The 14252-nt window shown below is 58.3% G+C and carries 16 protein-coding genes; 6 read left to right on the forward strand and 10 right to left on the reverse strand.

Going from position 1 to position 14252, the window contains the following annotated elements; translation table 11 throughout:
- Positions 1 to 11: 11 nt before the first annotated feature.
- From N7E70_RS25095 to N7E70_RS25105, 3 genes are all read right to left on the reverse strand, one after another.
- The gene (locus N7E70_RS25095; RefSeq protein ID WP_067965004.1) at positions 12 to 464 is read right to left on the reverse strand and encodes a c-type cytochrome; all 453 of its coding nucleotides are present in this window, start codon (positions 462 to 464) and stop codon (positions 12 to 14) included.
- Between the two features lie 161 nt (positions 465 to 625).
- On the reverse strand, positions 626 to 910 hold the full coding sequence (locus N7E70_RS25100) for a cytochrome C oxidase subunit IV family protein (RefSeq protein WP_067965006.1): 285 nt from the start codon (positions 908 to 910) through the stop codon (positions 626 to 628).
- Positions 907 to 1464, reverse strand: a complete 558-nt coding sequence (locus tag N7E70_RS25105; RefSeq protein ID WP_067965007.1) for a cytochrome c oxidase subunit 3 — start codon at positions 1462 to 1464, stop codon at positions 907 to 909. The genes N7E70_RS25100 and N7E70_RS25105 overlap by 4 nt, the downstream gene beginning before the upstream one ends.
- A 317-nt stretch (positions 1465 to 1781) precedes the next feature.
- Between N7E70_RS25105 and N7E70_RS25110 the strand changes: the two genes are divergently transcribed.
- Together N7E70_RS25110 and N7E70_RS25115 are read left to right on the forward strand one after the other, a co-directional pair.
- Positions 1782 to 2240 (forward strand): hemerythrin domain-containing protein, encoded by a 459-nt coding sequence (locus tag N7E70_RS25110; RefSeq protein ID WP_067965009.1) that lies wholly within the window; start codon positions 1782 to 1784, stop codon positions 2238 to 2240.
- Between the two features lie 209 nt (positions 2241 to 2449).
- Positions 2450 to 3253: a GGDEF domain-containing protein gene (locus N7E70_RS25115; protein WP_154386980.1), complete on the forward strand. Its 804-nt coding sequence runs from the start codon at positions 2450 to 2452 to the stop codon at positions 3251 to 3253.
- Between the two features lie 331 nt (positions 3254 to 3584).
- Here the strand turns inward: N7E70_RS25115 and N7E70_RS25120 are convergent, their stop codons facing one another.
- From N7E70_RS25120 to speB, 4 genes are all read right to left on the reverse strand, one after another.
- Positions 3585 to 3974 (reverse strand): hypothetical protein, encoded by a 390-nt coding sequence (locus N7E70_RS25120; protein ID WP_067965012.1) that lies wholly within the window; start codon positions 3972 to 3974, stop codon positions 3585 to 3587.
- Between the two features lie 203 nt (positions 3975 to 4177).
- Positions 4178 to 5116 carry an IS481 family transposase gene (locus tag N7E70_RS25125; protein ID WP_185910102.1) on the reverse strand — a complete coding sequence of 313 codons (939 nt, stop codon included), beginning with the start codon at positions 5114 to 5116 and terminating at the stop codon, positions 4178 to 4180.
- Positions 5117 to 5254: 138 nt separating this feature from the next.
- The gene (gene tauA / locus N7E70_RS25130) at positions 5255 to 6265 is read right to left on the reverse strand and encodes a taurine ABC transporter substrate-binding protein (protein WP_083948678.1); all 1011 of its coding nucleotides are present in this window, start codon (positions 6263 to 6265) and stop codon (positions 5255 to 5257) included.
- A 49-nt stretch (positions 6266 to 6314) separates the two neighbouring features.
- Complete coding sequence (speB, locus tag N7E70_RS25135; RefSeq protein WP_067965016.1) at positions 6315 to 7289, reverse strand: agmatinase; 975 nt, start codon at positions 7287 to 7289, stop codon at positions 6315 to 6317.
- A 184-nt stretch (positions 7290 to 7473) separates the two neighbouring features.
- On the opposite strand from speB, the gene N7E70_RS25140 reads away from it, so the two are divergent.
- The 3 genes from N7E70_RS25140 to N7E70_RS25150 all read left to right on the forward strand — a co-directional run bounded on the left by N7E70_RS25140 (position 7474) and on the right by N7E70_RS25150 (position 11044).
- The gene (locus N7E70_RS25140) at positions 7474 to 8385 is read left to right on the forward strand and encodes a LysR family transcriptional regulator (RefSeq protein ID WP_169808362.1); all 912 of its coding nucleotides are present in this window, start codon (positions 7474 to 7476) and stop codon (positions 8383 to 8385) included.
- A gap of 325 nt (positions 8386 to 8710) precedes the next feature.
- A complete protein-coding gene (locus tag N7E70_RS25145; protein WP_083948679.1) occupies positions 8711 to 9796 on the forward strand; it encodes a diacylglycerol kinase in 1086 nt (361 codons plus the stop codon).
- 321 nt (positions 9797 to 10117) lie between these two features.
- On the forward strand, positions 10118 to 11044 hold the full coding sequence (locus N7E70_RS25150) for a DUF2493 domain-containing protein (RefSeq protein ID WP_263007978.1): 927 nt from the start codon (positions 10118 to 10120) through the stop codon (positions 11042 to 11044).
- A 23-nt stretch (positions 11045 to 11067) separates the two neighbouring features.
- Here the strand turns inward: N7E70_RS25150 and N7E70_RS25155 are convergent, their stop codons facing one another.
- Complete coding sequence (locus N7E70_RS25155) at positions 11068 to 11955, reverse strand: hypothetical protein (RefSeq protein WP_263007949.1); 888 nt, start codon at positions 11953 to 11955, stop codon at positions 11068 to 11070.
- A 709-nt stretch (positions 11956 to 12664) separates the two neighbouring features.
- Here N7E70_RS25155 and N7E70_RS25160 point away from each other — a divergent pair.
- On the forward strand, positions 12665 to 12991 hold the full coding sequence (locus N7E70_RS25160) for a DUF736 domain-containing protein (protein WP_067965029.1): 327 nt from the start codon (positions 12665 to 12667) through the stop codon (positions 12989 to 12991).
- A 111-nt stretch (positions 12992 to 13102) separates the two neighbouring features.
- Here the strand turns inward: N7E70_RS25160 and N7E70_RS25165 are convergent, their stop codons facing one another.
- Together N7E70_RS25165 and N7E70_RS25170 are read right to left on the reverse strand one after the other, a co-directional pair.
- Entirely contained in the window at positions 13103 to 13618 is a 516-nt protein-coding gene (locus N7E70_RS25165) for a GNAT family N-acetyltransferase (protein WP_263007950.1), read from the reverse strand.
- Positions 13615 to 14244, reverse strand: a complete 630-nt coding sequence (locus N7E70_RS25170) for an acyl-homoserine-lactone synthase (protein WP_182575709.1) — start codon at positions 14242 to 14244, stop codon at positions 13615 to 13617. Before N7E70_RS25170 ends, N7E70_RS25165 begins: the two co-directional genes overlap by 4 nt.
- Positions 14245 to 14252: the final 8 nt, after the last annotated feature.

Below are 14252 nucleotides of genomic sequence, written 5' to 3' on the forward strand. Positions count from 1 at the left end.
TCCTTGGCGCCTCAGCCTGCCTCGTTCGGGGGCCACTTCTGGGTCTTGATGCGGCTGGTCCATTCGAGAAAATCGGCAAGATCGTTCAGCTCCTCGTCGCTGAGGTGGAACTGCGGCATCTGGCGGCGGCCCTCGATCCCCGAAGGCTGCGCCGCCATCCAGGCCTTGAGCGTGTCGCGCGCGCCGTCGGGGTCGCTTTCGCCGCCATAGCGCTTCCACACATTGCCCAGCTCGGGCGCGAAATAGGCGCCCTCGCCCAGGATCGTGTGGCAGTTGATGCAGGAGTTCTTTTCCCAGACGTGCTTGCCGCGCGCCACGGAGTCCGTCAGCGTCTTCTCGTCCGTCGAGGTCGTGCGGATGTAATAATGGCTGTGGGCCGTTAACCCGACGAAGATTGCGAAGAAGAAGATCGAGCCGCCGTAAAAGACGTTTCGAGCCCCCGTTTTTGTGAGGCGTTCTGCCATCACGCGTTCCTTTCCCAGTCAGAATTCCGCGGGCGCGGTATGGTTCGAACGGTTTCATCCCGGCGGGCCAGCCACCGCTCTCCGGATGCCGTCCGGTCCGAACCCTTCTATGAGTTTGGGGAAGACGTTCTTTGCGTTTTGGCAAACAAAAGCGGACTGCTTCAGCCTGCCGCGACGGAGACGACGAGCGTTCTCGCCAGTGCACCAAGCGCAAGGACCAGACACCAGCAGAGCAACGCACGCAGCATTGTTGGGTTGCTGCCGCGCAGGCCCATGAAATCCCTCGCTACAAGACGCACCTTCAAGAAGGCGAGCCCCAAAACGAACACAAGACCGATGACGGGCCAGGACAGCTGTGCTGCAAATGCACTCGCGCCACTCAGGGCAAGCAACGCAAGCCATGCGAACGTCAGTCGCCTCGGGTTGCTGGGGTCCACGCTGCTCATACCAGATACACGATCGGAAACATGACGATCCATATCAGGTCGAAAGTGTGCCAGAGCGTTGCGATGAGATGCGTGTTCGCCGGCGCAAACCGCACACTCACCACCAGCAACACGAAAGCCCCAAACACAACGTGCATCAGGTGGAAGCCTGTCAGCAGGAAATAGAGTTCGAAGAACACGCCATAGGCATCGTCTCCGGCAAAGCCGATCTCGCCGCTGTATTCGGCAATCTTGATGGCCGCGAACAAGAAGCCCAAGAGGGCGGCGCGTATGAGTGCCCACCTCGCCCGGTCCCGGGATGCATTGGCCGACGTTGCCAGGGCAGCCTGCCAGCCGCTCGTAAGGAGCACGCCGGTGTTAATGGCGGCGAGCGACGTGTTGAGGTGTACCCGCGCGGCCGCGAACTGGTCAATTTGCATGGCGCCCGCGACAAGGAATGCGCCGAGCAGTAGGCCAAAGGCGGCCAACTCGCTCCAGACTAATATCCAAAGGAGAAAATCATCGCTGCCGTCCGCTTCCTCAGCGGCGTGCGTTACAAGTGTGGCTGCTTCCATCCTGCGACCTAGTGCTGAACCGCGAGCAGCTTCTTTGTCATGGCGCAAATGTCTTTGTGATCGCGCAAAGACGCGGTCACGCGGCAGGATATGCTCGCAACCGCTTAAACTCCGGCACCTGAGCTGGCCGGACTCGCGACAATTCGTCGAAAGGGGCCGATATGTCGGACGCACAAATTGGTCTAGCCGTTGCAACTCCAATCATCGTTGGTTTCGCTGGCCTCATGTACCGGATGGGGGTACTTCAAAAGACTGGCACGATTGCTGCCGTCATGTGCACTCTGGTAGTCTTTGCCATACTGTTGATGGGCCAGTAGATGTCCAAGTCGAAGTCGGACTGCCCCAGATGGCTGGCTGAACTCAATCGCCGGCACACCCGGCTGCTGATGCTCTGCGACATGCTGGAGAACATCGCCGACTCCCTTCCGCGCCATGTCACGCCCGCCCTGTGCAGGACAGTTGCGACATCTCTTAAGCCAGAACTCGACCGTGTATGCGAGATCGAAGAACTGTTCTGCTTTCCGTATCCCACAGGACTCGCGGAGGCACACGCATCGAGCGAAACCTTGTGCCGGATGTGTCGAGAGCATGAGGGCGACAGGGCCGCGGCCGAAGAAATAGTCAGGACGCTGACCAAGCTTGCGCACGGGCGAAAGGACGTGAACTGGGACGCCACAGGTTACATGCTACGGTCGTTCTTTGTCGGGGTCCGACGTCACGTCGCAAACGAACAATGCATGCTCGGTTTCAGTGGGACCCAGGCCTCGCGGCATTGAGCAACGTTGGCGGACCTTGTCCGCAGCGGCCTATCTGTACAGCCCGCGTGGACGGAATATTTCGCTGGAAGAACACCGCGCCATCGGCCTAGTCGCGACGGCATCCGCGCGTCACCTACCTGCAGCAGCGCTAATATTTCTTCCCACCGTATCCCAATTTTCAACCCTTTTGGGTCATCGTGTCGCCTTAGCTGGGAGGCAGAGGCGCAATGGTCGACGTGAAGGGAATATCCAAGCACGGATGGCGGCAGTTGGCTGCCTGGACCGGTTTCGGAACACTAGGTTGCGTTGCCGTGTCGGCCGCCATCAACTTCATGGTATTCATGAGAATGGGGGGCGAATCTCTTCACCTCAGCATGGTTTCGGCGACAATAATTCCGGTTATCCTGGCCGTCCCGCTATTTTCCTATCTTACGCTGAAGTTGCGAGAGCTCGCGGTCGCTAACCACAAGCTTGAAGACGCTGCCACAACTGATCGCCTGACCATGTGCCTGAACCGCACTGCTTTTGCCGCCATGGTCGAAGCGCGGATGGGCCGCGACGGCCGGGCAGCTTGTTCCCGCGGGTCCTTTCTCGTCATTGATGCGGATCACTTCAAGGCGGTCAATGACCGTTACGGACATGATCAGGGTGACGAGGCGCTCCAGTTGATTTCCGCCGCAATAAAATCGGCACTCCGCTCAGATGATCTTTTTGGGCGTCTCGGCGGCGAAGAATTTGGCGTGTTTCTACCGGGCACGTCGGAAACGGATGCTGCAGGAGTCGCTGAGAGGATTCGTGCCAAGATAAAAGCAACGTCTTTTCGCCCAGACGGAAACGAACACGTGTTGACTGTGAGCGTGGGCGGCGCAGCCTTTTCGCCTCTTCCCGGTTTCGCGGAAATGTTCAAAATCGCTGACCGGAGCCTGTACGAAGCTAAGCATGGCGGGCGTGATCGAGTGGCTTTTATGTCCTTCGACGAAATCCAGAACGGCAACACTTCGTATCTGAACAAACGCGTGCACCTTCACTGAGGTCGGAGCCGAATGTCAGGCGCTGTTACGGCTGGTTGCAACTAGCAGCCGTCGCGCCAGCGCTCGTTGCTTGACGTAGCGTCAGGGTGAGCTGATGTTGGGCCAAGCTCATTCGCAAGCATCCCCTCGCAAGCGGCCCTCCGAGCCCAGCGCCCGCCCTTGACCCCACTCGCGGCGGGCGCGATCTATCCCCGGCAAAAGTGCGGAATTAGGTAGCAAAGACCACCAGCTTCAACCATTTAATGCATCTTTCATGCAAGAATGGTTGTCTCCGCAAAAGACTGTTTCAGTTCGGGAATATACGATTTCGATTTATGCAACATGACTGCGATCAGCGATGTGCGGGCCCGCCGACGTTGGCCATTACCTCGTGGTATCGTTTAACAGTGTCGGGCTCCACGCCATATGCCACACAGTTCACTTCGCTGATCGACTCGATGATGTCCGAGAACGACTGAACGATAATATCGAAGTCTTCTCCCTCGATATCCGCGAACGCTTCCGTCGCGAAGTCGTTCGGCATCATTGCCGGCGCATCGACCACTCTGCTGAGAAATTCACCGTCTGCGTCATCAAGGCGTCGCCGCATCCTGATTTCGATAGATCGCGGTACTCTCTTGGTGGTCGCTGCCACAAGATAGGACGGCGCTGTGATCGCATAGCCTTCGGAGATGGCTTTGCTGGGGTATTTTGTATCCGCCAGTTCGTACAATGTCGTCATGCCGATGCAGCCGCCCGGTCCGCTTGTTGCCATCGATAAATGGCTGCAGATACGCGATGCCTGCGATATCAGCTACAAGTTCTAAGCTGAACAATCCTCACAAAGCTAGCGTGCGGAGTGCCGCTGCCGGCCCATTTGGCCTGATTTCGGCTGCTTGGGCCGCGCCGGGCGGCAGCAAGAGCCTTCATTGAGACATTCGAGCGCTAGATGTCGTTTCCAAGAAGGTTGTTCAGTCTTTGGAACGGGCTGATGCCTCCAAGGGCCGAGTGTGGGCGTGCCAGGTTGTAGTTGGCTGCCCATTGGTGAATGGCCTTGGCGCGTTCGTTCGATGAGGCGTATGGCCTGGCATAGGCCCATTCGCGCAGCGAAGTCTGGATGAAGCGCTCGGCCTTGCCGTTGGTGCGCGGGGTGTAGGGCCTTGTGCGGATGTGTCGGGCACCGGCACCTTGGAGTGCCTGGGCGAACAGTTTGGAGCGATACGCCGAGCCGTTGTCGGTCATCACCCGCTCAACCCTGGCGCCCAGCCTGGCGTACCAGGCCAGTGCCCGGTTGAGGAACCCGGTGGCATCATCCCGGCCCAGGCTGGGCAGCAGTTCGACATAGGCGAGGCGCGAGGCATCGTCGATGGCGACATGCAGGTGTTCGTAGCCGATGCCTCGGGCGCGATGATGGCCTTGGTGCTGACCCGTGATCCGATGGCCAACGCCGTCGATACGGCCCAGGGTCTTGATGTCGATATGGATCAGTTCGCCCGGCCGCTGCCGCTCGTAGCGTAACACCGGGGGCCGGGGATCGAGCCAGGCCAGCCGGTTCAGTCCTAGCCGGCGCAGCACCAAGCCTACCGTCGAGCGCGCCAGGCCCAAGGACCGGGCAATTGCCGGCCCGGTCATGCGCTGGCGCCGCAACTGCTCGATCCGCGACACCTGCATGGCTGCCAGCCGATGCCGGCAGCGGTGCGGAGCCGAACTGCGATCGTGCAGAACCCGGTCGCCGGCCCGGTAGCGGTCGAGCCAGCGATAAGCCGTTCGTTCCGAAACCCCGGCCGAACCGGCAGCACGCCGCACGCTCCAGCCCTGTTCAATTCGTTGCACCAAAAGCACTCGACCTGACGGCGTCAGACGCGCATTCTTATGGACGTTCATTCGGGGAGCTCCACTGAAGGTTGGTTGGCTTCGCAACCCCAGCTTCTCAGTCCCTCCTCGAATGAACAACCTTCATAGCTTCGACAGCTAGAGCTCGAATGTCTTAGGTTCCTGCGGTGAAGTGCTTGGCGCGCGAGGCTACCGAGAAGCCGCTAGGTAGTCATCCGCAACGAAGCCGGAATAGTCGTCGAGAACCTTGTCGATCCTGCCTTGAGACTTTAGAAATTCGGCAGTCAGCCTCAGCGTCTTGGCTGCGCCGCCTTCGGCGCCACAGCCCAGCCAAGCACAGGAAGCCTGCTCCTTCAGCGACGGATATTTGTATTGTGATAGGTCTTCTGTAACGGTGCTGGCATCGGCGCCAAAGAGATCTGAAATAAGCTTGATGTTGGCAGAGTCGATCGCCCACGCGGCAGGGTTGTTTCTGTAATCGCGGTTGGCCTGGTCGATTACGCTCGTAAACTGCTGCATGAATTCAGCGTTATCCCGGGCAAATTCAGTACTGACGGCCATCCCTTCGAATGTGCAGCGCCCCATCTCACAGATTTGGCCGGCCGTAACGAGGGGGGTGCCATTCCGTTTAAGACGCGCCATCGCCGCGCCCCAAATGAAGGCACCGTCAATGTCTTTGCGTTCCCATGCAGCTGCCGCCTTGTTCGGATCCAGGTTCAGCACGGTGACCTGATCATCGACGCCCCATTTCTTCAGCGCGTACATGAGTTGGTAGTGGCTCGTGCTCGCAAAAGGCACTGCCAGCCGCTTGCCGACCAGATCCTGTGGCGAACTGATGCCGCTGTCGTTTCGGACATAAAGCGCTTCGGCGCTGGCTATATCCTCCAGCACCCAGAACAGTTTGATGTCCAGCCCTGCGGTAGACGCAACCGCCAACGGGCTCGAGCCAAGCACACTTAGGTCGATGGAACCCGACGCCATGGCGCTTATTATTTCGGCGCCCGTGTTGAACTGGTGCCAGTTGATCGTGTACCCGGTCTCTGTCTCGAAGGCCCCGTCCGCCAGACGGGCGATCCAGGGGCTGGTGGTCAATTGATATGCCACATCAACGATTTTCTGCTCGGCTGACGCTGGACCCGCAAACGACAACGCGGACAAGGCCATTGCACCGACTGCCGCTAGATTTCTGGCGAAATTCATCAGTTCCTCCTCAAATGTTTATCTTTTTTTTCGGTGTGGTCGGGTCGGTTTAGCTGTTGGCTTTTGAGACAGTGCCAGCGGCCACGCAGAGGATCTCAAACATCAGCGTGGCCGCCGCGAGAGCTGTGTTGCCGCTGGTATCGAATGGCGGTGAAACCTCGACAACGTCGGCGCCGACGCAGGTAATGCCTTCAAGGCCACGGACGAGGCACTGGGCCTCGTAAGTCGTCATACCGCCGATTTCCGGCGTTCCAGTCCCGGGTGCGTAGGCTGGGTCAAGCACGTCAATGTCGAAACTGACATAGGTCGCTTGCGAGCCCACGCGAGCGCGGGTTTCGCGCAGTACCTGTTCGACTCCTAACCTCTTGTATTCGTCGAAGTCGATCACGCGGATGCCCTGATCGCGTCCCCAGCAATCGTCCCCGTCAGCATAAAGAGCGCCACGGATTCCGATTTGCACAGTGCGGTTCGGGTCGAGAATCCCCTCCTCGATTGCCCGGCGAAACGGGGTCCCGTGCGTGTATTTCTGGCCGTCGAAATACGAATCCCATGTGTCCGTATGGGCGTCGATGTGGACCATTCCCAAGGGACCTACGTGCTTACTGATCGCGCGCATGACCGGAAGCGTGCTCAGATGATCACCTCCGACAAAAAGGGGAACTATGCCCGAGGAGCAGACGTCGTCGACGAAACGCTCAATTCGCTGCATCGAATCTGCGAGATCAGCAGGATTAACAGGTGTATCGCCCATATCGGCGCAACGGCAGAGAGCGAAAGGATTCACACCAGTCGCGCGATTGACGTTGCGAACCATAGTTGACGCGTCTCGCACCTGCCGCGGTCCCTGCCTCGCTCCTGGTCGATTGGTCGTCCCGCCGTCCCACGGGATTCCAAACAACCCAATCTGGATGTCGTCCCAATCGGATGAACCGGGAAGAATTAGCGGGAGCCGCATCAATGTCGCTGCCCCCGCATATCGGGGCATTTGTGTTCCGGTCACAGGCGTAAATCGGCGGTCCGCCATTGCAATACCTTTCTGGAATATTCGGTCGACCCGGCATTGATGTCAGGCTGACCCAAGCGGACAAATGCCTATCTCCTCAAGTTGACTTCTGGCCAAACCGAAGTGAGCATCCCGGGCCGCTTTAAGTTTCGATGCCGCCGGCCGGCCGAAAACAGCGTTTCGGGGGGTAATGCACATGAGGGCCGTGTCCGACTTCGATCTTCGCCTTTTGACGGTCTTCAAGACGGTGGTGGAGTGTGGGGGGCTCTCCACCTCCCAGTCGGCTCTCGACATGAGCCTCTCCAACATCAGTACGCACATGGCGAACCTCGAGAAGAGGGTCGGATTCAAGATCTGCAATCGCGGAAGATCAGGTTTTAAGCTCACGCCTGGCGGAACAGAGCTCTACGCTTCAGTGGAGGAACTTTTCCAATCAATAGATCAATTCCAAAACAAGGCCTGGTGCACCAAAACCCATATCGGCAAGGAATTGTGTTTGGGTATCATCGACGGGTTAATTTCAGAACGTCAATTCTCAATACAGAAAGCGATTCAATCTCTGTCTTTGCAAGAACGTAACGTCTTAATTCGGATGGATATTATGCCTCCGAACAAATTGAAAAGCAGTCTAGCTGAGGGAGACATAGATCTAGCGATTGGCCCAACGTCTATCGTATCAAAGGCTGTCGTTTGCCAAGAGATTTTTCGCGAAAAGATTACGCTTTATTGTGCAAAGAATCATGAGTTATCTGAGCCGGAAACCCAACAAGAGAGGCTTATTCGCTCGGGGGCGACCTTTGATTTTGTATCTAGGGGCTATCTGAGAGAGTCCCAGCAGCCAAGTTACATTGACAACTTGAGGACAGCTGCAATCGTGCATTCAATGGAGGCAGCAGCGATGTTAATTCTCAGTGGAAAGTACATTGGCTTCCTCCCTGACCATTTTGCGAGAAGATGGGAAGACACAAAGGAACTGACTCGCGTTCTCCCAAGCATGACAAGCCACACCGTGCCGTTTGGCGTCATGTATCGTCGCGACCACAAGCTCTCTCGGGGGGCAAAGGTAGTTATTGAGCAATTGCGGCCAATGGTGTCCGGGGGCGGCGCATCGGATTGAAGGCGACAGGTCGAATAGGCCGTCGTCAAGAGGATGCCGCCCACGGAAATAGTGTTGGCTACCGGAGCCAGGACAGCAACAGTCAGAGCACGTTTTAAGGCGGCAAATCCGTCGTGGCCGCGACGCATAATCTCGACATGGCAGCGCGGATGAACTGTCGTATCAAACTTGTCGGTGGCAAGATCACTGAGGCGGTTCCAGGCTAACGGTGTATAATAGCGGTCACCGTGGCTGACAGATTCAAGTCGGCCCACGCCCACTTTGCCCGCTATCGCCGACACATCCGACCGGACACTATGTCAGGGTCCCCAATAAGCACACGAACATGAAGAACAGACCTTTTCTCAATCGACTTGGTTTTGCCATACAGGGCTTGCGAGAGGGGTGGCAACGTGAATACAGCTTCCGGGCCCAGGTGATGATCGGCCTAATCATTGCCTTGAGTGTAGTGCTCCTCGGTGCTTCCAGTATTTGGCTGGCCATCGTGGGGCTAGCAATTGCACTTGTCTTGGGTGCGGAACTGTTCAATTCCGCCCTTGAAACACTCGTCGATCGCCTGCACCCGGAAATACACCCCGAAATTCGCGTAGTGAAGGATATGGCTGCTGCCGGGGTGCTGCTGATCTGCCTTGGTGCGTCGGCAAGATCATTCCTGTCCATGCCATCTCCTGACCCGGGCAAATGGATCGGCGATCATGTACCAGCACCGCGGGGATCGACAGAGTCCGCACGCCGCCTCCTTGCCATGACGCGGCCTGTCGGGCGAACCCTCGTTGAGCAATACTTGCGTAATCGCGGCATTACTGCCCTCAGCGAAACCAGTGCCCTACGCTACCACCCACGCTGCTATTACCGCGCAGACGAATACGCTCCCACCGAAACCTGGCCGGCGATGATCGCTGCCGTCACCGACCTTTCCGGCAAGCTGACAGGCGCGCACCGCACATGGCTCGATCCCGGAGGTTTCAGCGAAGCCAATCTCGGCCGTGCACCTCTCTCCACGCCACGGCGCGCCATGGGCAACCTGCTCGGGCACGCAGTCCGCTTCGGCGCAGGCAGCGATGTCATGGTGGCCGGCGAAGGGATCGAAACGACATTGTCCGTCAGATCCGCCATGCCTCATGTAGCATCGATGGCGGCGCTTTCAGCCGCACACCTATCCGCGATCATCTTTCCGGACACGCTGCGCCGGCTCTACATCGCACGCGACAACGATCCGGCAGGCTACAAGGCGATCGCAACACTGCTCGCGCGCATCCGTGCGGTAGGGATCGAGGCGATCATGCTCACGCCACGGCTTAGCGATTTCAACGAAGACCTCAGGCTGCTCGGTCTCGACGCATTGACCGCGAGGTTGAAGTTGCAGGTCGCTCCACAGGACGTCCCACGCTTCATGTCCTCGGCCGACTGACGGTAGGGGATCGAGGGCGGTGCCGCAGCATCGTGCGCTGTCGCGTGACGTAGGCCAGCCTTCAACGCTGCGCGGCCACATCCACGGCCTTTGAGAGGGCGATCGGGCGTCAGCCATGCCGGACAGGCAATGGCGTCGTCCGACGATTTTCCGGCGCGCCTCGATGAGGCGCTTTCCATCGCGAAACAAAATCGCCGGTCGTCGCCATCCTCCACTGCGTTCCGGCCTTCCGCTGCGCTCCAGGTGCAGGTCCATCCCGGCCGACGCCTTCGTCGCCAAGAAGGCCGCGCTGGGTGTGGCCACGAGCGAAGGAAGACCTCCATGACCGAAGAGCACGACACAGCCAACGAACCGCACCACACGTCCCCGACCGAACACGTCCTCCAGGAACTTCAGCTCTACGGCTACCGCCCTTTCGAGGATGAACCTGATCCACGCCCCCTTCCCGAAGCCCACGTCGTCTCTGGGAGCGTCGCCGACATCTTCGACGCCCTTGTGGTGGCACTCTCTGAAACGCGCCTCGAACCCGACCTCGAAGAACTGCTTTGGGGCACGGTCAATCTCTTTCACCGCGCAGTCGGTCGAATTGAACGCGAGCTCGACGACAACGAAGTCGCCCAGCGCCGCCTCCAGGGCGAACAGGACGGGTCCGAGGTGAAATCGGTCGAACTCGAACGCCTCACGGCACAGGGTCAAACCATTCTCGAGCGGCGCAATGCTTTCGAACTGATGCGCGACCAGGCAGCAGAACAGTTCGAACGCTCCACCCACTCGATCTGGCGGCCACGCACCGGCTCGATGGTCAACCATCGCAACCTTACCGCAGCTCTGATCGACAGCCGTGACTTCCTTGCCGCCAAGCGACGCGCCGAGAACGAGACACTCCTGCCGGCCGGACCCAAAATTGCCTTCACTGGCGGGGTCGACTTCAACGACCACCGCTTGATCTGGGCCAAGCTTGACCAGGTCCATGCCAAACACCCTGACATGGTGCTATTGCACGGCGGCAGCCCTAAAGGCGCCGAGCTCATTGCCGCCAAATGGGCAAGCCATCGCAAGGTTCCGCAGATCGCCTTCAAGCCCGACCGGACCAAACATGCCAAGGCCGCGCCGTTTAGACGCAACGACGCAATGCTCGAGCCGATGCCGATCGGCGTGATCTGGTTCCCCGGCACGGGAATTCAGGACAATCTCGCTGACAAGGCGCGCAAGCTCGGCATCCCGGTCATGAGATCCGGCGGCACATGAGCCGCCGGGTCTTGGCTTCCCGGCTACAAGACAAGTCCCATCTTTTTAGCCGCTTGCGTGGCCAGCTTCTTGGCGCCGCCATCATTTGGATGAATCTCATCATGCCAAAGTCGGCCGATGGTGTTGCGGAAATCCACGACCAGCGCGCGCCCTCCACTGCCTTTGGCGACGCTTAGTAGCGCATCGTAGAAGCGGTCAACGAGGACTTTGACTATTTCGCGGGGCAAACGAGTGCCGGTGTCAAACCCCAACTGTTCAAACCTTCGCCCCAGATACTGCCCCCCAGGTTTTGGGATGGAGTAATCGTATCCATGCATGACAAGCTTGGTACGCTTCGGCGCACTCCACGTTATCGTCTCGCGAAGAACGGTGCGAAAATCGCGGGCTACTCCTCGGAGAAAGTAATCGAACTCATCCTTCACATACGTCTTGGCGTCCTTTGAGCCGTCTCCTTCGTTAAACGGGCGCACAAAATTCTTCATGGCGTCACCGCCGAAGAAGTCGACACCGCCACCCGAAAAGACAAAGAAATCGAACGTTCCCGCGCTCAACGGCTGCTTGTACTGCTTAGCCCCAAACGTCTCGCGGAACGTGTCTCCAGGCCAGCCAATATTGTTCACATAGTACTTTTTGGCGATCACATCGACGAAAGTGTCAGGCTGCCCTGGGATATCTGTGAATATGTTCACCCATGAATCTCCCTCAGCCAAGATCTTCTTCTTGGTCGAATACGCGCGATCAGGTTTTTCGCTGAACGCCCGTTCGAAAATGGCTTGATCAGAGGCGTCTTGATGCTCTTTTCTAACATCCTTCTTGCGTCGGATGGTCAACATGAATGCGCGATCTGGATCTGGAACTACCTCGATCCCTGATGCGATTATCTTCGCACGCTCTTCGTCGTAAGCAGCCATTGTGTATCCCCCAAATTGTGAAATTCACGGCAAGTATATTGTCTCCAAATATTTGAGATGTGAAGCACCCACCAGGAGCCAGACTGCACGTTGCTGAGCAGCATCACCGGTTCATCGGCACGAAGTCCAAAACGCTCTCGATGAGAAGTCACATCCTTCATCGTCACCGGTTTACGCAAGGAGCAACACAGAATTCCTGCCATCAGCAACGGCTCCAGGCGGGGTCGCATCCCACCAGGCGTTATCGGCCATTTTCGAGCGATGAAGCAGCGGCAGGCACAATTCCCGCAGACTCTAGTAATGTTGGCACGTGGCGCGAAAGCGTTTGACGAGGTTTGATACGGCCAGACTTGCAGAATTTCGGGCGATGCGCACGGCGCGCAGTGTTGGCGGCGAGAGATCAGGATGGCACGAGGCTTCCAGAGGTACCCTCTTGATCCGTCACACTGACGCACACCAAAGCGGTCTCATCGATGAGTGCTTTTTGCCTGGGGTCGGCTTCGCCTGATCGCCTTCGGCGCAATGGCTTATCGCCACTTTCTTCCCCTACCGCTGCGCGCCATTCCTCGCGGGCAACAAAGTCGCGCCAGCGCCATCCTCCGCTTACGCTTCAGCCCATGGGTGCGCCGTCGATCACCTCCAGACTGTCGATCACCATCGAGACCGCAATGGTGCGGGCTCGAAACAGACTGGATCAAGGAGAACTACCATGGCTACCATCGGCACCTTCAAGAAGTCCGCCAACAACGAGTTCACCGGCGAAATCGTCACCCTCAGCGTTCAGGCCCGTAGCGTCCGTATCGTCCCCGAAACCCGCGCCACCGGCGACAACGCTCCCAGCCACCGGGTATTCGTCGGCCGCGCCGACATCGGCGCCGCCTGGACCAAGCGCTCCAATGAGGGTCGCGACTACCTGAGCCTCAAGCTCGATGACCCGAGCTTCAATGCTCCCATCTTCGCCAACCTCTTCGACGATGAGGACGGTGACGGATACAGCCTCATCTGGTCTCGCCCAGGTCGCCGTAAAGGCGAATAACGCCCCCTCTCAAGCCCGCCCGGATAATCCGGGCGGGTACTTTCCGCTTAAAACAGCCAATGGCCAAACATTCGCCTGGCCTCGAAGAAGCGAGTGCCGGCAAATTCCCCGCTACGGATCAGCAACATACTTTTTCAGAAGTTCGGACACGCCACAGGATAGGACGATTTCCGCCCCCAACCGCCCGGCGAAAGAGCAACCAGAACTTTGAAAACCGCAGCGGCGGTAAAGCCGGAGCGCGCTGGAATTTTCCTCGTTTACGCTCAACGTCAAGGCGGAGCTCCCTGGACGATGCACAGCGATCCAAACCGCCGCTAGCGCCAGAGCCGCGGTGCCAAAGCCCCTCCCCTGTGCCTTTCGGCTGATGCGGAAGTTGTGCAGGCTGATTGAACCAGGGTTTGCCCAGTACGGCAGCGCTGATCCCTCTCGCAGCATCAGGAACCCCACTGTCGCGCAGTCCACCGTCACGAGGAATGGATGGCACAAACTTGGTTCGGGCCGCCGCCTCAGGCTCTTGTAGATCGTTGCCATGCTGCCGCCAGCGAGATCTTCGTCGTGCTCATCCAGTTCGATGCCCGTCACCGAAGCAACCTCATCGATCTGGAGCAGTTTGAGAGCGATCTTCATGCGCCTGCACCGGCCAGCGCGCTCGTGTTCCCAAGCCCGTAGGCAACGCGAGTGGACTGCAGTGCGCCTCCGTCGACATCGATCAGAAGAGCAACGATCCTGCCGTGAGGATGATCAAGGACCTCGCCAAGGCGGGTAACCGACCAGCCAAGCTGCTCCAGTCGTGCCGGCCAAAAGTCCTCACACACGACACTCAGCTTGCCTATCCCTAACCTCAGGCATGCTTCGAGAAGCCCGCACAATACGAGGCCAGCTGCTTGTGACGATCCACCCGTCATTCGCAAGGATGGAACGACAAAAAATCTAGTCCACTCATAGAGATCGGCGTCTCTCGGCGGCGCACCTCTGGCAAGCATTGGGAAAACATCCGAAAGCAAATGCGGTTTCGTCGTCGGCACCAGACGAGACCCAGCGACTATGTTTCCACTGCCGGCAATTCCAAGCAGATAGATCGCGTCCCTGGTATCGAACGCGTCGATCTCCAATGGAACCGGCCTGTCGATTTCCTGCCAGTTTCGGCCAATGACGTAGATTTCATATCGAATGCGAAAATAGCGTTCGAGATGATCTTGATACGTCTGACGGTTTGACCAATCGACGATATGCAGTTTGAACGGGGTACGCACATGACGAC

The organism is Aminobacter sp. NyZ550 (assembly GCF_025628925.2).
Lineage (GTDB): Bacteria > Pseudomonadota > Alphaproteobacteria > Rhizobiales > Rhizobiaceae > Aminobacter > Aminobacter ciceronei.